At 40.9% G+C, this 22757-nt stretch carries 19 protein-coding genes; 9 read left to right on the forward strand and 10 right to left on the reverse strand.

Annotated features, from left to right (window positions below; translation table 11 throughout):
* The first annotated feature begins 387 nt into the window (after positions 1-387).
* The 4 genes from R2R35_RS07530 (at position 388) to R2R35_RS07545 (ending at position 8789) form a co-directional block, all read left to right on the forward strand.
* Entirely contained in the window at positions 388-4587 is a 4200-nt protein-coding gene (locus tag R2R35_RS07530) for a S8 family serine peptidase (RefSeq protein ID WP_317733890.1), read from the forward strand.
* A 377-nt stretch (positions 4588-4964) separates the two neighbouring features.
* Positions 4965-5816: an aldo/keto reductase gene (locus R2R35_RS07535; RefSeq protein ID WP_317733891.1), complete on the forward strand. Its 852-nt coding sequence runs from the start codon at positions 4965-4967 to the stop codon at positions 5814-5816.
* A 225-nt stretch (positions 5817-6041) separates the two neighbouring features.
* Entirely contained in the window at positions 6042-7472 is a 1431-nt protein-coding gene (locus R2R35_RS07540; protein ID WP_317733892.1) for a TldD/PmbA family protein, read from the forward strand.
* Between the two features lie 42 nt (positions 7473-7514).
* Positions 7515-8789 carry a metallopeptidase TldD-related protein gene (locus tag R2R35_RS07545; RefSeq protein WP_317733893.1) on the forward strand — a complete coding sequence of 425 codons (1275 nt, stop codon included), beginning with the start codon at positions 7515-7517 and terminating at the stop codon, positions 8787-8789.
* Positions 8790-9007: 218 nt separating this feature from the next.
* On the opposite strand, the gene R2R35_RS07550 is transcribed toward R2R35_RS07545, so the two are convergent.
* Positions 9008-10804, reverse strand: a complete 1797-nt coding sequence (locus R2R35_RS07550) for a glycoside hydrolase family 2 protein (RefSeq protein ID WP_317733894.1) — start codon at positions 10802-10804, stop codon at positions 9008-9010.
* 277 nt (positions 10805-11081) lie between these two features.
* Between R2R35_RS07550 and R2R35_RS07555 the strand changes: the two genes are divergently transcribed.
* Complete coding sequence (locus R2R35_RS07555) at positions 11082-11561, forward strand: pyridoxamine 5'-phosphate oxidase family protein (RefSeq protein ID WP_317733895.1); 480 nt, start codon at positions 11082-11084, stop codon at positions 11559-11561.
* Between the two features lie 49 nt (positions 11562-11610).
* Here R2R35_RS07555 and R2R35_RS07560 read toward each other — a convergent pair whose 3' ends face one another.
* The 5 genes from R2R35_RS07560 to R2R35_RS07580 all read right to left on the reverse strand — a co-directional run bounded on the left by R2R35_RS07560 (position 11611) and on the right by R2R35_RS07580 (position 16874).
* Positions 11611-13422 carry a choice-of-anchor A family protein gene (locus R2R35_RS07560; protein ID WP_317733896.1) on the reverse strand — a complete coding sequence of 604 codons (1812 nt, stop codon included), beginning with the start codon at positions 13420-13422 and terminating at the stop codon, positions 11611-11613.
* A gap of 100 nt (positions 13423-13522) precedes the next feature.
* A complete protein-coding gene (locus R2R35_RS07565; RefSeq protein WP_317733897.1) occupies positions 13523-14155 on the reverse strand; it encodes a Fe-only nitrogenase accessory AnfO family protein in 633 nt (210 codons plus the stop codon).
* Between the two features lie 244 nt (positions 14156-14399).
* A complete protein-coding gene (locus tag R2R35_RS07570) occupies positions 14400-15149 on the reverse strand; it encodes a hypothetical protein (RefSeq protein ID WP_317733898.1) in 750 nt (249 codons plus the stop codon).
* A gap of 47 nt (positions 15150-15196) precedes the next feature.
* Positions 15197-16510 carry a M56 family metallopeptidase gene (locus R2R35_RS07575; RefSeq protein ID WP_317733899.1) on the reverse strand — a complete coding sequence of 438 codons (1314 nt, stop codon included), beginning with the start codon at positions 16508-16510 and terminating at the stop codon, positions 15197-15199.
* 10 nt (positions 16511-16520) lie between these two features.
* Complete coding sequence (locus R2R35_RS07580; RefSeq protein ID WP_033164951.1) at positions 16521-16874, reverse strand: BlaI/MecI/CopY family transcriptional regulator; 354 nt, start codon at positions 16872-16874, stop codon at positions 16521-16523.
* A gap of 462 nt (positions 16875-17336) precedes the next feature.
* Here R2R35_RS07580 and R2R35_RS24680 point away from each other — a divergent pair, with 462 nt between their 5' ends.
* Both R2R35_RS24680 and R2R35_RS07585 read left to right on the forward strand, forming a co-directional pair.
* Positions 17337-17501 carry a DUF6783 domain-containing protein gene (locus R2R35_RS24680; RefSeq protein ID WP_442872275.1) on the forward strand — a complete coding sequence of 55 codons (165 nt, stop codon included), beginning with the start codon at positions 17337-17339 and terminating at the stop codon, positions 17499-17501.
* Positions 17502-17593: 92 nt separating this feature from the next.
* Complete coding sequence (locus tag R2R35_RS07585) at positions 17594-17959, forward strand: VOC family protein (protein ID WP_317733900.1); 366 nt, start codon at positions 17594-17596, stop codon at positions 17957-17959.
* A gap of 58 nt (positions 17960-18017) precedes the next feature.
* Here the strand turns inward: R2R35_RS07585 and R2R35_RS07590 are convergent, their stop codons facing one another.
* From R2R35_RS07590 to trxA, 3 genes are all read right to left on the reverse strand, one after another.
* Entirely contained in the window at positions 18018-19718 is a 1701-nt protein-coding gene (locus tag R2R35_RS07590) for a S8 family peptidase (RefSeq protein ID WP_317733901.1), read from the reverse strand.
* Between the two features lie 35 nt (positions 19719-19753).
* Positions 19754-20278, reverse strand: a complete 525-nt coding sequence (locus R2R35_RS07595) for a cytochrome b5 domain-containing protein (RefSeq protein WP_317733902.1) — start codon at positions 20276-20278, stop codon at positions 19754-19756.
* 223 nt (positions 20279-20501) lie between these two features.
* Complete coding sequence (trxA, locus tag R2R35_RS07600) at positions 20502-20816, reverse strand: thioredoxin (RefSeq protein WP_317733903.1); 315 nt, start codon at positions 20814-20816, stop codon at positions 20502-20504.
* Positions 20817-21083: 267 nt separating this feature from the next.
* Between trxA and R2R35_RS07605 the strand changes: the two genes are divergently transcribed.
* Together R2R35_RS07605 and R2R35_RS07610 are read left to right on the forward strand one after the other, a co-directional pair.
* Positions 21084-21407, forward strand: a complete 324-nt coding sequence (locus tag R2R35_RS07605; protein WP_317733904.1) for a hypothetical protein — start codon at positions 21084-21086, stop codon at positions 21405-21407.
* Positions 21408-21433: 26 nt separating this feature from the next.
* Positions 21434-21793, forward strand: coding sequence for a hypothetical protein (locus tag R2R35_RS07610; protein WP_317733905.1), 360 nt, complete (start codon positions 21434-21436; stop codon positions 21791-21793).
* Between the two features lie 162 nt (positions 21794-21955).
* Here the strand turns inward: R2R35_RS07610 and R2R35_RS07615 are convergent, their stop codons facing one another.
* The gene (locus R2R35_RS07615) at positions 21956-22753 is read right to left on the reverse strand and encodes a response regulator transcription factor (protein ID WP_317733906.1); all 798 of its coding nucleotides are present in this window, start codon (positions 22751-22753) and stop codon (positions 21956-21958) included.
* Between the last annotated feature and the right edge of the window lie 4 nt (positions 22754-22757).

The raw sequence follows: 22757 nt of genomic DNA on the forward strand, positions 1-22757 counted from the left end.
AGCTATAAGCTTATATCCAAGAATCTTGTCCAATCCCGTTAGAATAAGATTTATAACAGTTTTTTTTACACTTTTCTGTCTAATTCTTTAGATTTCCATTTATTGTAAATTGAATTAGTACATGTTATAATGGGTGGGATTTATAATCTAGGAACTACAATGGCGTATTCCTAAATTAACCGGATAAATGATGCACATAAGCTTAACAGTTCCATAGGATTCTAAATCTATATGAGTTAAATTTAGCAGCTTTCAGGCAAACTTTCAATGAATTTCCTGCCTGGAAGTATCTTTTATAATTTGACTTACATACTCCCTCTGCATATGATAAATTTAGCTGTGGTCAACATCATATTATCCTAACATTATATAGAAAGAGGGATGTAAATGAGAAAAAAAGTCACAGCAGCACTCTCTGTCATCGTGTTGACAGTAACTTCCGTACTGGCTAATCCGTTTCTCCAATACCCCCAGGCAGCAGGTTTATCGGCAGCTTCTGGGATCTTGAACAACGGAACTAAGACCGGAGGCAGTTCCAAGCCAGTAAATGCAGGTGAACTTAAGGGGTATGAAGGAAGCATTGGCGCTTTTGCAAAGAACAAACTTGTAACCGTTATAGTAGAGCTTGATAACTCTCCCCTTCTGGAACAGTATCTGAACGGTACCAGTCTAATGCGTTCCGGCGTTTCAAACAGCTTCGAGGAATTTAATAAATCCGCTGAAGCAGACAGAATAACTTCTGATCTTTTGAAACAGCAGGATACTGTCATTCATCAAATTTCGGCTAAGCATTTCGCGGCCGCAACACCACAAGTATTATACCGCTATACCACTGTCATGAATGGTTTTGCCATCAGGACCAATTATGGAGCCATTGAAACCATTAAATCCTTAAAAGGTGTTAAGACGGCTTATGAAGCTCCTGTTTATGACAAGATTGATCCTGTTATGGATTCAAGTACCGAAACAATTGGCGCAACAGCCCTTTGGGATTTAAACTATAAAGGTGACAAAACAGCAGTAGCAATTGTGGATACCGGTTTGGATACCGGTCATCCAGGCTTTGCCGTGATGCCTTCTAATCCTAAATTCAGTGATCCCTCCTCATTGCAGGGAAAAATTTCAGACAGCACGGCAGGACTTCAGTCCGGTATAACTGATGCCTCTAAGACCTTTGTCAATACTAAAATCCCATATGCCTATGACTATGCTGACAGGGACACCAATGTAACCCCCAGTACCGAATCCGTTGTGCAAAACAGCAATGATCATGGTACCCATGTTGCCGGTACCGTTGCTGCTCCGGACGGAGATTCCGATGGTATAACAGGGGTAGCACCCGAAGCACAGCTTATGATCATGAAGGTTTTCAGTGATGTAATAGGAGATACCGGTGCTTATACGGAAGACATTCTGGCAGCCATTGAAGATGCCGTTGTGCTTGGTGCTGATGTCATAAATATGAGTCTTGGCTCTCCCAGTGGTTTTACCGACGAAGGAGAAGCTTCCATATCAGATGTATATGCAAGAGTAGAAAGTGCCGGAATAACCATGGCTGTATCAGCCGGCAACAGCTACAGCAGTTCCTATACCAATGGATTTAAGAATCTGGCACCAAGCGGACTAGCTTTAGCCGCCAACCCAGATACCTCTGTAGTAGGTTCACCGTCTGTATATCGGACTCCGTTGTCTGTAGCAAGCGTTGTAAATACCAACTATCATGCTTATTATTTTGAAGCAGCAGGGAAAAGGATTACCTATACAGAAACAGCAGCCGGAGACCAACCGCTCTTCTCTGCCCTGTCAACTGTTTCAGGCGGAGCAATTCAATATGTTGCTGTTCCCAATGTGGGAAATAATTCAGATTATGCAAATATTGATGTTGCAGGTAAGGTTGCTCTGGTTAACAGAGGTTCCATCTCCTTTAATGACAAATTAATCTTTGCAAGAAATCATGGTGCCATCGGTTTAATCGTTTCAAATAATACGACCGGAACCATCAGTATGCAGCTGACAGATTATGATATTCCCGCGGTTTCCATAACCCAGGAAGATGGATTCTATCTTCGCGGTTTGGCAGAAACTGTGTTACAGGTATCCGGTGAAACGGGTCAGTTTCCTGACAGTCTTGCGAACCAACCTTCTGATTTCTCCTCCTGGGGTATAACACCCGATCTGAAGCTGAAACCAGAAATTGCAGCTCCCGGCGAGAATATCTATTCTACCTTACCAGGCGGCAAATATGGTTCCATGAGCGGTACCTCCATGGCTTCCCCTCATATCGCTGGCACCTATGCTCTGGTGAAACAGTATCTGAACGAAATCTATGGTGACAGTTTAAGTTCAGCGGAAAAAGCAGAATTGGCAACCAATCTGCTTATGAGTACTGCCAGCCCTTCTGTTACAGCGGAGAAGATTCCTTATTCCCCCAGAAAACAAGGCAGTGGTATCGTTAATGTTTATAATGCCGTTAATTCAGGCGCTTATCTCTATACCGACAAAGCGGATGGCGCGGAAGGAAGGCCGAAACTAAATCTCGGTGATGACGTTTCAAAGGCCGGCACTTTTACAAAGTCCTTCCATGTCCGCAGCATTACAGGCTCAGCCATAACATATACACCGCAGTCAGCTGTCTTATCCGAAAACCTCCTGTTATCTGATTATGGTAATTTCCTGGCTGAAAGCCCCTTGGATATCAGTGATTACGCACAGGTTACACTGTCTGTTAACGGAAATACCCTGGTATCCGGCAGTGCCATTACCTTAGACCCCGGTGCAGATGTTCAGGTGGATGTTACCATCCAGCTTGATGATACCATTAAGCAGATACTGGACACCTACTATGAAAACGGAGAATTTATAGACGGCTATATAACTCTTGCATCGGATGGAATAGACCTGTCAGTTCCTTTCCTGGGCTTCTATGGAGACTGGAGCCAGGCACCTCTTTTTGATTCCGGTTCCGCTAGTAATCTGGAGGGCTTCCAGCAGACCATAAACACACTGTATACACAGACCCCGGACGGTTACTGTTATCTTGGCGTTAATCCTTTTGACACCACTGCCTATACCTTAATCGGAGACTATAATCCTTATCTGTACCGTGAATTGTATGAATACTACGATCCCTTTGCTGCAACTGAAAAGATAGCCATATCCCCCAATGCAGACGGTTACTTTGATGGCCTTGATATCGCACAGCTAAGTCTTCTGCGTAATGCCAGAGTCCTGCACTTTGAAATTACTGACCAGGAGGGGAATAAGATTTCTTCCTATACCTCCAATTATGAGAGAAAGACTCATTATGTATCCAGCCAACAGGCAATCGTTCCGACTTATCTGGATGTATATTATACCGGAACGGACAAAAACGGCAATCCTCTTCCCAATAATTCGGTTGTTACCCTCACCGTTACCGGAGAACTGGATTATGACGCACATAGTCAGAATAATGCAAGAGGCAGTCTGGAATTCCCTATCACCATAGACACCGAGAAACCGGCGCTTGTCAATGTGGTATCGGATGAGGATACACTACAGCTTGCCGTAAAGGATAATCAGTATGTTGCTTCCGTAGCTCTCTATGAAAAATCCAACCCGGGAAGTCCCATAACTGTTCTTTTGGCAAATGAAAGTGAAGCAGGCAGACAGACCTCCTTCCTCCTGGATAAGAGTGACCTGGCTATTACAGATATTCCGTTATCAGAGTTAGCCGTAACAGTATACGATTATGCTATGAACAGTGAAAGCTTTGATCTTGACAACCTTCCTTCTCCGGAACCTACAGTGACGGTTATACCTACGGCGACGGTAAGCCCTGAACCTACCATAACGGTATCTCCCGAGCCCACAGTGACTGCTACACCAACACCTACAGCAACGCTGAGTCCTGAACCTACTGTAACGGTGTCCCCCGAACCCACAGTAACTGCTTCGCCGTCTCCTACTGTGACTGCTTCACCTTCTCCTACGGCAACTGCTACACCAACCGCTACTTATTCACCTACCCAGACTCCTTCAACTCCGGAGCCTACCGCAACTGCTACACCAACTGCAACTCCTACCGCGACTCCCACACCAACCAAAGCTCCCGATTATTCCAAGGTAGCTACTGTAGCAATAAGCAGTAAAACTCTGTATCTGAAAGAAACGGCTAAGGTAAATGTAACCTTACCAGAGGAAGTAACAGAAAAAGATACGGTTAAGATTTCTTACACCACCTCCAATTCCAAAGCTGCCACAGTATCCTCCAAAGGTATTGTAACAGCAAAAGCTGCCGGTTCTGCTGTAATTAAGGTAAAGGTAACTGTTAACTCTTACTCCACTACCTACAATTTAAAGGTAACCGTTAAGAAACCTTATATAAGCTTTACCAAAAAGGTAGCCTCCTTAAAGGTTGGCAAGAGTTATACTTATAAAGCCTCCGCTTTCGGAACAAAGGAGAAAGTAACCTATTCTGTCTCTAACACCAAACTAGCCTCCATTAACGCAAGCACTGGCAAATTAACCGCGAAGAAGACTGGTACCGTTTATGTAATTGCAACTTCCGGCAATTATAGCAAGAAATATAAGCTCGTAATTAAATAGACCATTCATTTAACATTCAAGTCCTAAACAACTTAACGAATTAAGAACTGCCTTGCATGAACCACTAAATTGGTAATGCAGGGCAGTTTTTTAATTAATGGCCAGCCATATTGATAATGGAGGATGCTTTACATGAATAGCCCGATATTCTCAAGGTTTAATCAGGAATTCGGCAACAATTAGCTGTTACACCGTTGTTACTGACCGTTGTACTAAGCGTTGTTACCGCGTTGTTACGAAGCAATTGGCAGTCTGATAAAAAAACTTGACATCGAGTTAACTCTATACCTTATAATGAAGCTGTAAAATACATAAGCTACTTATGACCTTATAAAAATACAATTACAGAAAACCAGTCCTTGAAAGGAGTAAAAAATATGAAAACTTTAACAGATACTTATGAATTAAATAATGGGTTAAAAATTCCCTGCATCGGTTTTGGAACCTGGCAGACACCGGATGGCGACGTTGCTTATGAATCCGTTAAGACAGCTTTGGAAAGTGGCTACAGGCATATAGATACAGCAGCAATGTACGGCAACGAACCAAGCGTAGGCCGCGCTGTAAAGGATTCCGGTCTTAAACGTGAGGACATCTTTATCACCAGTAAGCTGAACAATTCCTTCCATGGTTATGAAGCAACAAAAGAAGCATTTCTGACTACCCTTAAGAACCTTGATACTGACTATCTGGATCTCTATCTGATACACTGGCCTAATCCGATAAAATTCAGAGAAATATGGAAAAGTGCCAATGCTGGAAGCTGGAAAGCCATGGAGGAGTTTTACGAGGAGGGTAAGATCAAAGCCATCGGTATCAGTAATTTCCTCCCTCATCATATTGATGCTCTGCTTGAGACTGCCACTGTAAAACCTGCGGTTAATCAGGTACGTTTATGCCCTGGCCTTACCCAGGACGAGCTGGCTGCGTACTGTAAGCGTCATGATATACTGCTGGAGGCCTATAGTCCCTTAGGAACCGGTAAGATATTTTCCGTACCTGCCATGCAGGAACTGTCTCGGAAATATGGTAAGACAATTGCTCAGATCGGTATCCGCTGGAGTCTTCAGAGGGGTTACTTACCCTTACCGAAATCCGTCACCCCTTCCCGTATAAAAGAAAACACAGACGTGTTTGATTTCACACTTTCCGAGGAAGATGTTGCTATCATCGCCGGTTTGACTGATTGCTGCGGAACAGCTACCAATCCGGATACAGCCACTTTCTAATCCGGGAGACATTGACATTTTATCCCTCTCTACTTATAATAAAAGAGCAAAAGACATCCCAAACGGGCTGTGGCAGAGAGCTATAACTTCTGCACCAGCCCTTTCGTGTATGTTGTACAAAAAGAATGGAAACCTTCTTCACGAATGAGGAGCTCTGATCATTTTTAGACGAGAATTGAGACTCCGTTAAGAGTGAAGATAAATCAAAATACGAAAGGATTAATTATGAAAGTACAATCCAGTAATTATCTGAAGCAGGTGAAACCTTGTCTAAAAGAGCTGTTAAACAGACTTCTTGCCAAATACAGTTACGTTTCCATCCTGGCCTCAGACTCCAAAGCCATGACCTATAATGTATCAAAACGCGGAACAATAATTTCTGAAGATACAATTCTAAGCGGTAGGGGATTTGTTGCTAAGGTTTATGATGGCAGCAGTTATGGTGAATATTCCTTTAACGATATCTCTGAGGCTCTCTTAAAGGATATTGAAGAAAAAATAGACTTCAGTTTGATTCCTCTTAAAGACTCCCTGCCTGAAGGCACTGAAGCCATATCTTATGAAGCCTTGGCTGATGAACCTATGACATTCTGTGAAAGCACAGATTATGTTGAAAGCCTTTCTGATCTTGGCAGTGAAAAGATCATATCTTTGCTGACCTCCCTTAGTGAGGAAGGCCGGGAATATCATCCTTCCATCCTTGACTGTTCTGCCGGTCTGAGATATCAGGAATATCATAAACTGTTTCTTTCCCGTAACAAGGACATGGAGCAGAATGTTCTCTGGACTACCGGAACCACCATGGTTATGGTATCAAAAGGCGAAGAAATCAAATATTATTTCAAAGGTTACTCAAACCTTGGAGGCAGTGAAATCCTAAAGGATATGAAAGCAGGGCTGCAAGCAACCGCAGATTCTGCTCTTGCTTTACTTGAAAGCGAGCCCATAACACCAGGAGAATATGAATGCATCTGTACCCCGGAGGTTACCGGTATGATTGTACACGAAGCTTTCGGACATGGTGTTGAGATGGATATGTTCGTTAAGAAACGTGCTCTTGCTGAAAAATACATAGGCGAATATGTTGCCTCCCCCCTTATCACCATGCGCGATGGTGGTGCAGCGGCAAAAGAAACCGCTACCTTTTTCTTTGATGATGAAGGCATACCTGCAAAGGATACCGTAATAATTGAAAAAGGAATCCTAAAGAGAGGCATCAGTGACAGCCAGAGTGCAATGTATCTGGGTACTGACCCTACCGGAAATGGCAGAAGACAAAGTTATGAGAGGAAAGCCTATACCCGTATGACCAACACCTTCTTCGAGGCCGGTAATGATAAAGTGGAAGATATGATTGCCTCCATCAAGGATGGCTTTTTACTGGACAATCCAAGCAGCGGAATGGAAGACCCTAAGAACTGGGGAATCCAGTGTATGGTCAATGTGGCAAAGGAAATCAAAGACGGTAAACTGACCGGCAGGATCTTCTCCCCCATTGTCCTCACAGGTTATGTTCCCGACCTTTTAAAATCCATCACCATGATCTCTGATGAACTGAACTTAGGAGGCGGTGGCTTCTGCGGCAAAGGTTATAAGGAATGGGTTAAGGTATCCGATGGCGGTCCTTATATAAAGGCTAAGATCCGTCTTGGATAATTTCTTAAAGAACAGAATAAATAAGAGAAAGGAAATAAAACTGTGCTTGATAGAATACTTCATGCCTTACAGAAAAATAATATAAGGCATTATTTAATAAATGAAGAAATAACGGAAAGTGTTGAGCTGTTTTTTATCCGCAAGAAACTGGATATCAGAAGAGAAAAAAAGGTTCACGATTATTCCCTCACGGTATACAGGGATTTTGAGAAAGACGGTAAGAAAATGAGAGGCTCCTCCGCTATCGGAATCTATAACGGAATGACAGCAGAAGAAATCGAAGAAGCCATGAAAGAGGCCTATTATGCAGCCTCCTTCGTAAGCAATGCTTACTATGAGCTGCCAGGGGGACAAAAAGAGGATTTCCTTCCTTCCTCCTCAAATTTATCTGCGAAAACGCTTGCAGAAAATGCTAAACTTATGACAGAAGCTCTTTTTGCGGAGGATACAAAAGAAGAGGTATATTTGAATTCCGCAGAGATATTCCTGGAGAAATCCCTTGTACATATCTTAAATTCAGAAGGAGTGGATGCTTCTTACAGCAAATTTACAGCAAAAGGCGAATTCGTAGCTCAGTGCCCTTCCCCCCAGGATGTTGAAACCTACCAAAGCTTCTATTATGATGAACCAGACACAGAGGCCCTAAAGGCTAAGGTCAAATATACACTTGAAACTACCAAAGCAAGAGCTGCAGCTACAACAGCTCCTAAGAGCGGAGAATATAAGGTTATCATATCCGGCTCCTTTGTCAGTACGATTTTTGATTATTATATTGATCGTTCCTCTGCCTCCATGGTATATCCCGGTTATTCCAACTATACCAAAGGTATTAAGGTCCAGGGTGATAAGGTAGCCGGTGATCTCATCTCCATCGATCTTATTGCCAAAGACCCCTACAGCAGTGAAGGCATTAAAATGATTGACCGTGCTTTGATTACCAAAGGTGAATTAAACACTCTCCATGGCAACAGTCGTTTCTCTTATTATCTGAATACAGAGCCTACCGGCATCTATTCACATATAAAAGTAGATAAAGGAAGTAAGAGCTTTGAAGACATGAAACAAGGCAAATACCTTCATGTTGTTAACTTCTCAGACTTTCAGATGGACAGCTTCTCCGGTCACTTTGGCGGTGAAATCCGCTTAGCCTTCCTTTGTGATGGTGATACTGTAACTCCTGTAACGGGTGGTTCCATTAACGGCAGTATCTTGGATACTCAGGGAAATATAACCCTTTCAACTGAATTACAGAAAGAAAAAGGTTATGAAGGTCCCTTTGCTGTAGCTTTCGCCAAAGTAAATGTAGCCGGAATATAGAACTTAGAAAAACAGACGGCTGTAACCCCCTTTGCTTTCCCATACACGACTTCTGGACATAACAAATTCCGTACTGTAATCGTACAAAATTGCTCACGGTTCGCTTAGAATTTGGCAACATGTCTTTCAGGCAGTGCATTGCTGGAAAACAAGGGGGGCCTTACAGCTAAACATTGCTTATTAAGCAGCTCCCTGCATAGCTTTAAAAAAACTTATTATTATTGGTACTTACTTTGAACGACAGGCAATCTCTTTACCTTCAATACTTTTCTGTCATAGGTTAAAAGACCGTTTATCTCCTCTTCCACGTCAGACAATTGAGTGAATACGGCTGCCGAGAGTCCCTCCCTGATAAGATCCGGTACCTCTTTTTTGTATAATTTCCGAATAGCTTTTTCAAAATTTTCTCTGTTACGGTATATTTTATAGCCATAGATTTCCTTGGAATACATGTGGTCAGGAACAGGACAGGCATAGCCTGCGAACTCTGATAAGACAATAGCTCTTTTCTCCGGAACTATTCGTAATCGCCTGAAATAGTTGTGTATACTCTTAAAGTCACCGCCCTTTTGATCGAACCAGCCGCTAGCCTGATCAATTAATCTGGTTGAGTCTATTGCTCTGATTAATTCTACTGCTTCTTCTGCATTAAACTGTCCCCAGCCTTCATTAAAGGGAACCCACACTACCACACTGGGAGAATTGTACAACAGGTCGATGGTTCCAGCGCAATCATTTTTCCAGTCCTGTCTTCCTTTCGCATTGAGTCTTGAGAAGAAAGGATACCAGTCGTCTTTTATTCTTTCCGCCAGTCTTGGAAAAAAGTTAGGCAGATAACCTAAGAGCAGCATATTATATCGCTCACCGCCATTCACCATATCCTGCCACACCAGCATTCCCAATCGGTCACAATGGTAATACCATCTTAAGGGTTCTATTTTAATGTGCTTTCTTAACATGTTAAACCCTAAGTTCTTCATGGTCGTGATATCATAGATCATCGCTTCATCACTAGGTGCCGTATAGAGCCCATCAGGCCAATACCCCTGATCCAGCACTCCATTTTGAAAATATACTTCTCCGTTTAGGAAGATTCTTTGTATTCCTTCTTTATCTTTTTTAACTTCTATTTTTCTCATGGCAAAGTAACTGTCAACTTTATCGTCACCTGCCGTTATGGTTATATCATACAAATGCGGATTCTCCGGAGTCCAGGGCGTAAAACCCTTAATGGGAACCAGGAATTTATTGCCTACTACCTCAAGGTTTGCAATCACCTCACCTCTATCGGCAATCTGAAGCCATACCGGAAAATCCGGTCCTTCCTTTAATTGATTCATCTCAATCTCAATCTGAAGCCTTGCCTCGTCATACAAGGGTGTAAGCTTAAGATTTTTTATATAATATTCAGGTACCCATTCCATCCATACTGTCTGCCAGATACCACTTTGTGCCGTATAGAACATTCCGCCTCTGTGCAGCTTCTGCTTCCCTCTGCTATGATAAGACGTATCACTGGTATCACGAACCATGACGATTATCTGATTTTTCCCTGTCACCAGCAGCTCTGTGATATCAACTGTAAAGGGCAGATAACCACCCAAATGACTGGCTGCTTTTTTCTTATTGACATATACACGGGCATATTGATCTACTGCACCAAAATGAAGCAGTAATCGATGACCTGCCCTTAAATGTTTTATGGTAATTTTTCTTTCATACCAAAGATAATCTTTCGGCATTACTTGTCTGTTAACTCCGGACAGTGCACTTTCCGGCGAGAAAGGAACCAGAATACGCCCGTCATAATGGCTGGGGAATCCCTTATTATCTGTTATCGCATAATTCCATAGTCCATTTAAAATCCTATAATTTTCTCTTTTCAGCTGAGGTCTTGGATACTCCTTAAGAACTTCATTCTTTTTAAGGGCTTTCCCCCAGGTTGTATACAGCTGATTTGCTGTCGTTTTCTTATTTTTTAATAAAAACATCCTTACAAAATCATTAACTGCCATGGCAACCTCACTTTCAGGCGATTCTCTGATATGTATTTTAAATAGAACTGCAGTTAAGTCAGTGCCTTCTTTTATGAAAGACCTCTCATCAACACCGGTTCACTCATACAAATCTTAGTATAGCACATACTTTCCGTTTTTTTCATACTTTTTATATTATACACTTACTAAAAAAAATTAAACTGATGCTTTTAAATTTTGAGGTTTTGTGATAGTGTGGTAATAAGTATTCACACCGTGAGAACATATGACACAGGTGTAAACCACAGGAGGAACCATGAGAAGAAAAGACAGAGAAATAACCGATATAAACGATATTTTTTCCATAATAAAAAAATGTGATGTTATGAGAATTGCTCTATTTAATGAGGAATATCCGTACCTCATTCCTTTAAATTTCGGATGTAACTATGATGCAGAGAAGCTGGAATTCTATTTCCATGGTGCTAAGAAAGGTTTAAAGCTGGACCTGATAGAGAAAAACAACCATGCTGCCTTTGAGATGGACTGTTCCCATAAGTTGATTGTGGATGAAGAAGCCTGCAAATATACCATGGAATATGAAAGCGTATGCGGTAATGGGGAAATGATTCTATTGGAAACAGAAGAAAAACGCGAAGCACTGACACTCCTAATGCGTCAGTATTCCGAGGAATCTACTTTCACTTTCCCTGACAAGGCACTGGAAGGAGTGGCTGTTTTTAAATTAAAGGTACACTCTGTTACCGGAAAAAGATTAACTACAACTACCAATTAATGAAAATCTGCTGTTCCCTTGTTTGTTCCTGGAACAGCAGATTTTATTCTTAGCAGAGCATAAAATTAGCAACACCGATATTTTTAAGAGTAACCTTTGGTTTACAGCAGCTTTGTTTTGTTGCCTTATCAGCCGGGCATACTTCAAGAACATAACAGCCATTATAAGGCACCTCAAATTTAAAGCATCCATAGCGACATATTTTCTCGCAGTAAATAAGGTTTTTACAATCATTGCATACTGAATAGAGTTTGACTTCCCACTCATGTGATTTATGACAATCACAACCCCATACGCAGCCAAAAATAATTCCAGGTGTTATGATACATTCTTTTATTTCAGGGCAAACAGGACACGCCTTTGGTTCCTGAATAATCGGTACGGGTACCGGTACAGGAAATGGTATTATTTCTGGTTCGGTTTCGGGGCAGACAGGGCAGGGTTGTGGTTCAGGGCAAACAGGACAGGTCATTGCTGGCATAGTCTGTGCTGGTGGTGTCGGTCTGGGGCGAGCCGGTGGTGTGGGTCTGGGTTGTGCCGGGGCTGGCTGCGCCGGTGGTGTCGGTCTTGGCTGTACCGGCGGTATGGGTCTGGGTTGTGCCGGGGCTGGCTGCGCCGGTGGTGTGGGCCTTGGCTGTACCGGCGGTGTGGGTCTGGGTTGTGCCGGGGCTGGCTGCGCCGGTGGTGTGGGCCTTGGCTGTACTGGCGGTGTGGGTCTGGGTTGTGCCGGGGCTGTCTGTACCGGCGGTGTGGGCCTTGGCTGTGCCGGAGCTGGCTGTGCTGGTGGTATCGGTCTTGGCTGTACTGGAACAGGAGTCGGGGCTGGCTGTGGTGCACCACATACTAACCCGCCTACGAAAGGATAGAGATGGAATTCAAAACCGCTGTTTGCATTAACGGCAAAACCGCCTAAAGCAGCATTACCGCTGACATGACCACCGGTCTGATGTCCGTGGAACATAGCCTGAGGTGCAAGAATGCTTCCCCAAATATCTGCAGGTGTTTCCATGTGAATCTGCTGTGCATCTTCAAATACATAAATAGTATGATTTGCTTTACTTTCCTCACCCATAACACCATATTGAAGATGGGCATGAGCACCGGATTTAATCCGAACAATAACAAGGCTTCCCTCAGGAACTTCTGCACGAAGACCTTTATTGATAATGCCATTAGGTCCTACATCAACTGAAAAAACATTCTGTACAGGGTCATTTCCTCTTAAAATCCATTCATGGTAATTATCCGTTATCGTACCATTTACCGGAAGGTTCTCGATACAATCCTTATATGCTTCAATGCTTGCTCTTGCATCCTGGAAGAAAGCATTAACATTTGCTTCTATTCTGCTTGCAGGTATGAAACGAGGAACATCATAACTGGATATAAGATAATGATCTTCCTTATCGGATGGTTCCCAGTATCTGCTTCCGTTATTAGCCTGATAAAGAAAGGCAAGTTCCTGTTTTTGATCCGGTGTCCCATCTTTACCAATCAGATAAGTACTTCCTTTTGCTACTTGAAAGCTTCCGTTTCCAACTACATGACCAACAACAACGAGAGGTCCCATAAAAGTCGTGTTACCGCCTACCATAAAGCGAACCAAATCAGGGGAGTATCCTATCTCCACCTGACCGTTTTTTCTTTCGAAACCAATACTCATTCCTCTTGGACTGTAGAAGGTACCTCCAACTGCCACAGCTCCTTCAACATCGATTATATTATTGGCATCACCAAAAACAATAACATTAAAAGCTGTTGCCGAACCAAAGGGAGAACCTTCTATATCGTACCAGTTAATATCATCATAGGGGATACCAACACCTGATATGGCCCCATTGTAATAATACTCATCATTCATATATTCTCCTGTATATTACCTAGCACTGTAACATTCTCAATTCATTTTATTCGCTCCGCAAATATTTGTGCCAGTTTATATAAGAAGAACCTGAATATTGTTAATATTTCTTCTCTATTAAGATACTAACCTTCTTGTCATCTCTTTCTTTTACGATGTAATTCAACCCTCTTTTTTTCATTTCTTCCTCAAACCAAGGCATAACATGGTCACAGATTATTTCCAAATGCCTATATTCTGCAGTGTTTAAAAAAGGGATAATCGTGCTTTTGGAAGAATGATTCGTACCGGTATTTTTAAGCAAGCTAAAGTCAAAAAAGTAATCTCCTTTCACCTCAGTCTCAGAGGGTGCCGCAGGAATTTGCATTGCTTCTTCCCTCTCTCTTTCCATCCCTTTAAGCTGTTCCGCAATCTGGCTATATAAATACTCCAGACCTTCTTCTGTAAATACATTAAGCTCTGATATAATAAACCCTTCACTGTCGAATACATTATACAGGACTCCCGTTATATTTCTCCCTGCAATCACCTTGCAATTACCAAGCTTCTTAACCAGCTCCAAAGCTCTGTTCCGAACACTGGAAATTCCTCCTTCAAATAAGCCGGTTACATCAAGACTTTCTGCCGCCTGCCACTTTCCCCTGTCAAAGCTATATACAGTAAGTTCAGCTGCTTCCGGTATGGAAGCAAGCTTTTTATCCTTATCCCAAAGTACTGCAATCTTTTTCTCCATAATGGCCCCTTTCTCATATGCTGTGGTAAAACTTTAGCTTATCATAATACAAAAGGATATATACAGGCAATTAATAATCGAAGTATTTTATGACGTTTCCTTTTATTAAATAAGTTTTTTATCACTATTGATAAGAGTAGAAAAGGCTGCCATCCGGCAGCCTTTTCTCTATCTATATTTTAACAATCCCCTCAAAGTTAAAAATTAGACCCAACTAAAATTAAAATCACATTTCTTCAATTTGTTACTCAACATTTGTTACAAGCTTAAAAGCACCTACTACAGTGGTACCATCCTCTGCATAAACTGGTATTATTGAATTAGCCTCAGAATAAGCACTTAATGCGATTGCTTCTTCTGGTGTAGCCGGTGTATCCAATAACAGGTCTTTGACATTAAGGTATCCAACCTTGCCGTCAGTTGTCACTGCCTTAACCAAATCAGGCATTTCACCTGTAATGGCTCCCACAAAGGCACTACCATACGTCTGACCATTCTCATTTTCAGCTAAAGCAACTGCAGGTGCTTCTAATGTTGCAGCCCGCAAACTGGAGCTAAGAGATAGTGAAGGTGTCGTAGTAGTAATGTAAGTAGTATACCCACTACCGTTATTATACGTAGTGAAACCCGTACTGGTGTATGATGTAGAGGATGAGTGAGTACCTGTTGATACTGCCAGAGCCGAAGTCGAGGTTGTATTAAACTTAAATGTGGTAGACATTACTATAGCACCGCTAGAATTAATTAATTGTGCGGATGCCCCCATATAACCAACTGGAACATTGGTATAACCAGAGGTATATATTTCAGTAGTTCCCCATGCAGTACCAGAACTAGTATGAACGACAGCTCTGTCATAATATGTATAAGCTCCTATATTATGCTGAATATATGCCGAACTTGCAATGCCTGCTTTGACAACAGAGATATTAATAAGAACAAGTGATAGTGCAATAACTACAGAAAAGCAACTTTTTAATCTTTTGTTGAACATAAAATTCTCCTTATTATGTAAAGATTCCAATTCGTATAACTTTCCCTTTAATTAATCTTATATGTTCCTATAATTGTCTCCCCATCACTTTCATAAATATTACATATTCTTTCATTTCCAGTTTCATTATCCAAAACCACAGATTTACTCTCGTTCTTTAGAGTACTTAGGCTTTCATCCCTAAAACTCAAAAACTCATTCGAGTATACATATCCTTCTTCACCATTTATGGATTCTACATAGAATAAATCAGGAATAATACCCATTTGTGCATCGAATTTGCCATAGGTATATCCGTTCTCATTCACCGGATAATATTTTCTGGCCTCTAGATTCTTGGGATGCTCATCAACGATCTCCCCTTCGTTAAATGAGCCTAATTTTATTACAAACAGGCTATCATCCATAGCCCCCAGTGCAACGGTATTAACAAATACGATCAATGACATCATAATGACTGTCAAGGATACTGTCATACTGGTTTTCGTCTTCTTCCCCAATTTCATAATGGAGACTATTCTTTCTTCCACCGGTTTTTCACCAAATCCATTGTACAAAAATGCAGTTTGTGGTTTCTTTTCCATTAATTGAATAATTGCATAGGCATAATCCGGTTTTGCTTCGTTTCCGAACACTTCTATAACACCTTCGTCACAGGCTGTCTCAATGTCCTTGTTTAACTGTTTGTACATGATCCATACAAATGGATTATACCAGTGTATACACACAGCTATCATGGATAAAAGTTTCCAGACTATATCAAACCGCCTGATATGTATCATTTCATGGAACAGTACATAATTAAGCCGCTTACCCCTGTCCGCTTCCATTGTCTTTGGAAGTATTATCTTGGGACTTAATACTCCGACTGTTACAGGCGAAGTAATTTGGTCAAAAGATAATAAACGGACTTTACGTCTTAATCTTTGATGTCTGAGCCATCTTCTTGCATAAGCATTATTAGAAGGCATTGCTTCATTTACATGTTTCCGGCTTCTCATGTAATTAATCATAAATAGTAAAAATAATACCCCGGTAACTGCTATCCAGATTGAAAATACTACAATTCCTATTGCAGACTTCTTCGCTACCAGCTCACCAGAGTTTACCGTACCCTCCATACCTCTTGTAATAGCAGAAGTAAAAAGAGTATTCTCTGTCAGCTTCATTTTATCCTTTACCGACACCCAGAATTCAGGAACTGGTATCTTTATGGTTACGGGTATAAGGAGCCTTAATAATACAATCTTCCACAGTATTGCAAAAGTTTTTCTAGGAAGCTTATATACAGCTATCTTCCTTAATATCAATATGAATACTATCAGTAAGGAAGAAGCAAGGGATATACGGTAAAGCTCCATACTTATCACCTCATTTAGCTTCGTCTACAATTTTCTTCAGCTTCTCAGTTTCTTCCTGTGATAAATACCCTTCATTTAAAAAGGCTGCAAAGAATTTCTCATAAGATCCTTCAAACATCTTCTCCACCAGCTCAGTGGTCTGTTCCTGCTGAATCTCTTCACGAGTAACCAATGCTTTACACATAAATTTTGAACCGTATCTCTCAACAGCACCTTTATCTATACATTTCTTGACTACAGTATAGGTGGTGTTACGGTTCCAGCCTGTTTCTTCTTTTAATATTTTGGCGAGTTCTCCAGCTGATAAGTCCCCCCTCTTCCATAAAGCATCCATGATTTTTAATTCTGAATCGAAAAGTTTCATTCTTAATCTCCTATAATAACTATTGCAATAGTTTTACACTTAAAACATTATCATACTTGACAGTATTTGTCAACTGACATTTTAATAATATCGCAATATTTTTTTAATATTAATCGATTTTTGTCATATTTTCTTAATATTTGTGCTTTCTTTGAATTGTTTCCGCAATTTATCATTATAATTACAATTTTACTGGAAATACCGTGACTAATTTACTATAATAACCGGCCATATAATATGGTTATTTTTGGAATATCAATACAGAAAAACACTTTCTTTGAAAAAGTATCCGCTTAAGCTATTTTCTTATTTGTATAAACTATAACCACATTTTTTCACAACCTATATATTATTTCATATGCCCATAAAGTTTTCACAGACGACGCATGTAGAATATGTAGTATTATGTAATATTTCACCTGTCACTGTCTTAATATAATAGCAATCTCTTTTCTCCCTAGGGTGTGTCTGAAAACTCATTGCACCATTCTGAATGCCCCACTTTGCGGTATTCTGCGTTGCAATTTTGGGAACGTAGCACCACTACTCACCCAAAATCACGCCTTGTCTCCCACAAAGTGGAACATCCAGCCCGGCACAAGCAGTTTTCAGACACACCCTAGGTAATACTGGAGAATATACATGAAGAATTCTATAGAATTCTTCTGTTTCTTCTGTTAGAATTAGAGATATAATCTTATTGAAATGAGGAAAATAGCATGCATTTTAACTGGTGTACCCTTCATGTGAGCAATCTGGAAGCATCTGTTAAGTTTTACGAAGAAATTGCCGGGCTCTCTATTGACAGACATTATTTTTCAGGCCCTGACAAAGAAATTATTTTTATGGGAACCGGTGAAACAAAGCTGGAACTCATCTATCAAAAAGGACAGAACGAAATCTCAATGGGAGAAGATATCTCAATTGGTTTTGAAGCAGAATCCCTTGAAAAGCTCATGGAGCTGCTGAAAGAAAAGGATGTACCAATTACGGCCGGTCCCATACAGCCTAACCCAAATATCCGTTTTATCTATGTGAAGGATCCCAATGGCCTGACCGTTCAATTTGCCGAACACTTTGCTTAAGCTAACAAATGGATTGAAGCAAGAAAGGAATCAACCTTTTTACTTCAATCCATCTTTTTCAGTCTTCATTATAGAACTTCTGTATTGCGCGGTAGATATCCAGAGTTCCGAATCCCCACCCCTGATCCGGATAGGTGATAGTCGGAAATCGCCTGGCTCCGTTTATTAGGAGTCTTCTAAGTAATATATTATTTAAGTTGGTAATATTGCCTTTTACTATCCCCCACTCCAGCATTAATGCAATCGCACCAGTTGCATGAGCTGTTGCCGCACTGCTTCCCGTTACATTATAAAATCCGTCACCCACGGCTGGTGTCAGTATAGATACCCCTGGCGCTGCTACATCCGGTTTCAGTCCGCCGCTTTTGGTGAAACCTCTTCCGCTGAAATAATAAAGGCTTTGGTTCTGATGATTGTAAGTAGATACCGATATACTGTTTAATGCATTTGCCGGAATCGATAAGGTAGTATCCCGGTTTCCATTAATGAAATAGGTATTTGCTGTAAGAAAATTACTGATAGGAAGCCATATATGATATCGCAGCAGTAAATCTCCGCTACCGGAAACAACTAATCTCCATAATCCCGGTATTGGGTTTACAAATCGAAACATCATAAGCTGATTCCCAGTTCTCTCTTCACTGAACTGATTGTCTATATAGATAGTGGTCTCCCCATGATTGATGGTCTGCGTATTTCTTTGCAGAAATATACCGGAGATCCTGGCAACAAGGGCCGCCTCCGGGGAATACAATTCGACTGCCACTATATTGGGTGCAAACCCCCAAAGTTCCATTGTAAATCCTTCTTCCCCTTCTCCTATATTTAATCCTACAACATCAAAATCTGTACTTGGATTAATTTGCCCATAATAATGATGATTGGTATTTCCTTCATTTCCTCCAGCAACTGCAATGGATTTTCCTGCTATCTTACCTGCTTCGTTGATAAAATGACTGATAACGCCTTCCCCTTCATGTGCCCCTTGTGAAGTACCGACACCGATGCAGATAGCTATTGGCCGATCCAATTGTTCTGCTATGTTAATGAGATATTGTATCCCCATCATGATATCATTTTCCTGGTAGCATATGGTGTTAGGGGGTATACGAAAAAAATCCTTTATATTCTGTTTTGCCTCCTTTAACTTCACAACAACGATTTCTGCATCCGGTGCTATCCCAGTAAACTCTTCTGCTATATCGTCTCCCCCTGCGGCAATACCTGCCAGCATGGTTCCGTGTCCATTCTCGTCTCTGCTTGGAACAATCCGGTAAGGATTATCGAGCAATAAAGCAGTATTAATATCCCATTGGGTATACTCTGTACCATAATAAAAATCTTTCGGATATCTGCCACTGTCTATTCCCTGATCCCAGATAGCTGCTATTCTGCTGGTATTATCTGCATAACGGAACAAAGGATTTGTATAGTCAATTCCGGTATCAATAAAACCTACCAGCACTCCCTGCCCTCTTAGTTCCAAAGCCGGGTTAGTTCTCAATCTCAGTACTCCTGATGCCTCAGCGCTTGAAAAATCCATTAATCCATAGCATTTCGGTAAATACTGGTATCCGAATTTCAAGACACTGTCTACCGTTAATTCAGATACTGGGACATGATATACAGCATAATTGTCATTTATTCTGTTTACTGTATTATTTTCGTCCTTGGTTATTCTATTTATTTTTTCATATCCTTCCGCTAATATATCTGCATAATCGTTACTGGTTATTTTATATCTTTCCGACTCAGTCATATACCTCACCTGCCTGCGATTAATTATTCTAACATCTACTCACTGGTTTCAGAAGCTAAAGTGCCAACAACAGGAAGCTGGGTCAATACACTTTCCATTCCTCTATGACAGCTTGTGAATTGTGCCGTTAAGTCTTTTCCTGCTCTTAAGCCTGCAAAATGCATTCCGCCTGCCCAGGGAGGTCTGTCTGTCACATCATAAACGATACCGTTAACTGCTACATAAGCCGGCCTTCCCTGGCTGCCGTCATAACCGGCAAGCTCACTTACGGTAAACACCTTGTCCGCAGCCTGCCCCTCTGGTGGTGGCTGTTCCGTACTGGTATTTTCACTTTCGGTTCCCTGCTCCTGTGCTGCTGAAATAACTGGATGTTCGTTTTCCTCTTCCCTGATGCTTAATATCTCTGTCAATTCTACTGTCAGACGTTCTGTACGGCTCTGTATGAGATCTTCATAATACTTTTTGTCATATGGGTTGGATGAATATATCTGCATCTGGCTATAATATGTAATTTCTTTCTGGAATTCTCCCAGTTTCTCTTTCAGTCCGTTTGCCTCCATGCTGGTATTCTCCCTTCACTTTAACTCATCATAAAGTGCCTTCTTACTATTTCAGGCAAGCTTTTTCGTTTATTAATCTGCTTAATTATATTAAAGGGATACATAATATATTCTTTCCAACGACAAAAATACAGCAGCTGCATGATAACTTTCGCTGTAAAAAATATCTATCTGATATCATTTACATGGTCATTATCCTGAGCTGCTGCCATTAAGAGGGGATTTATTTAGACAATAAGGAAAGAATAGCATTCTTAGGTTTAACTCCAACAGTACTGTCTACAACCTTTCCATCCTTTATTACAACCAGTGTGGGGATGCTCATAATTCTGAATCTGGCTGCAAGTTCTTCCTCTTCGTCGATATTTATCTTACCAACCTTTATTGAATCTTTCTTTTCTTCTGCTACCTGATCAATAATCGGTGATACCATTTTACAGGGGCCGCACCATGATGCCCAAAAATCCAGCAGAACGGTTTTTTCAGATTCTAAAACCTCTTTATCAAAATTGTCTCTTGTTATTTTTAATACGCTCATACTACACACTCCTTAGATTTTTTTATTTATAAGCTTATTATATTCATTTTCCGGTTTTCGTCTGTGATGAAGTTACATTTGAAAACTTCCGAGATATCTGTACATTTAGACTTTTTTCTCCTGTGAAAAGGGGTTTATAAATTTATTTATTTTTTTTTGTTTTTTATAAGAATAATATGTCACATTATGCTTCCACCACCATATTATAAAGTATGGTAACAGACGACAGACAGTCGGATGACCTAATAATTTTAAGGAGGAATTCATATGGCATGTGGAGGTTTTAATTCAAATCAGTCATTAGTTGCTCATCTTTGTCAGTATATCGGCGAAACCGTAACAATCTTTACCAAAAGCGGCGGTGTTTCCGGATGTGGTTTTACAGGAGTTCTCTTTGCTGTTAACTGCGAATTCGTTCAGATAGTAACAGACTTCGGCAGTGCACCTACGAATCCTATTGGTGGCCCTAACAGTTCTTGCTGCAACAATCTTTACCCTGAAAACAAATGTTCTTATGAGTATCAGAGAACCGGTTCCGTTTGTGATATACCTGTCGATAAAATTGCTGCTTTCTGTCACAATGCAGTTTAATTTAAGAAATATAAGGAGGGTTCAATATGTCATTTAATAACAATAATGGTTTTAACAATGGCTTTTTTGGCGGTAATAATAACCAGAGTTTAGTTAATCATATGTGTAAATATATCGGTCAGACGGTTATTATCTTCACTACAAGCGGCGGTGTTTCCGGATGTGGTTTTACAGGTGTTCTCCTTTCCGTTAACTGTGAATTCGTTCGCCTCGACTCCAGAAGAGGGGCAGCTCCTGATTGTCCTCTTGGAAGTTCCTGCTGTGGCAATTTCGACAACAATGACAACGACTGTGGTCATGGACATCATCACAGACGCGAATCTGTAGGCTCTGTTTGTGACATTCCTATCGAAAGTATCGTAGCCTTCTGCCACAATGCAATTTAAAACCAATCCCTGAAAATAACAGCATAATTTAATAAGGACTGCTTTAAACAGGATGTGGTACTTTGACCTCAACTGTTTTAAAGCAGTCCTTTTCTATGTATTATAATTTTTATACTCGTTGTTTGCTTTATTCCATAATAGCCTTTTTCTTTCTGTTCTTTTCTATTGTCTTTTCTCATCCTCTGTCAGTTCCTTTAAAAGAATACTGTTACGGTATTCATTGGCTGACAATCCTGTCAGCTTCTTAAAGACCTTTGAAAAATGAGCAATATCCATGAATCCTACTTCCCAGGCAATGTCTCCTATACGAAGAGAGGAATTCTTAAGAAGTTTCTTGGCTTCCTTTATTCTGATATTATTCAGAATCTCTGAAAAATTGAGCCCCATATGTTTATTCAACAGCTTACTTAAATGCCATTGGCTGATATAAGTCTTTTCTGCCACCTCAGACAAGGTAATTTTCCGGTTATAATTCTCTTCCATAAACTGTATAGCATGAAATACGATAAAGCTTCCTGCCGCTTTACTTTCCTCGCTGTCTGCTGTATTTCCTTCTGCACATACCTTATCCTCACCTTGGTCAGCGTCTGTAAGCCCCTCCGTCATTACTGCAATTGCTTCTTCTATCTCCGTCAGGCTGGAGGGTTTTAGAAGATACCTGCTGACTCCAAGGTTAATAGCCTTCTGGGCATAATCAAAATCCCGATACCCCGTCAGTATACTAATCTTAATACCCGGAAATTCCGATTTCAGCCCTGCAACCATGCTGAGCCCGTCAAGTCCAGGCATGGAGATATCAGAAAATAAAATATCCGGTTTCAGTTCTCTTATCAATCTGCTGCCTTCAATACCGTCATTGGCTGTTGCTATAATACGACACCTGTATTTTTCCCAGGGAACTATTCTCTTGATTCCCTCTACAATAATAGGCTCATCATCGATAATCATTACCTTGAACATAGTA

This window comes from Anaerocolumna sp. AGMB13020, from assembly GCF_033100115.1.
Lineage (GTDB): Bacteria > Bacillota > Clostridia > Lachnospirales > Lachnospiraceae > Anaerocolumna.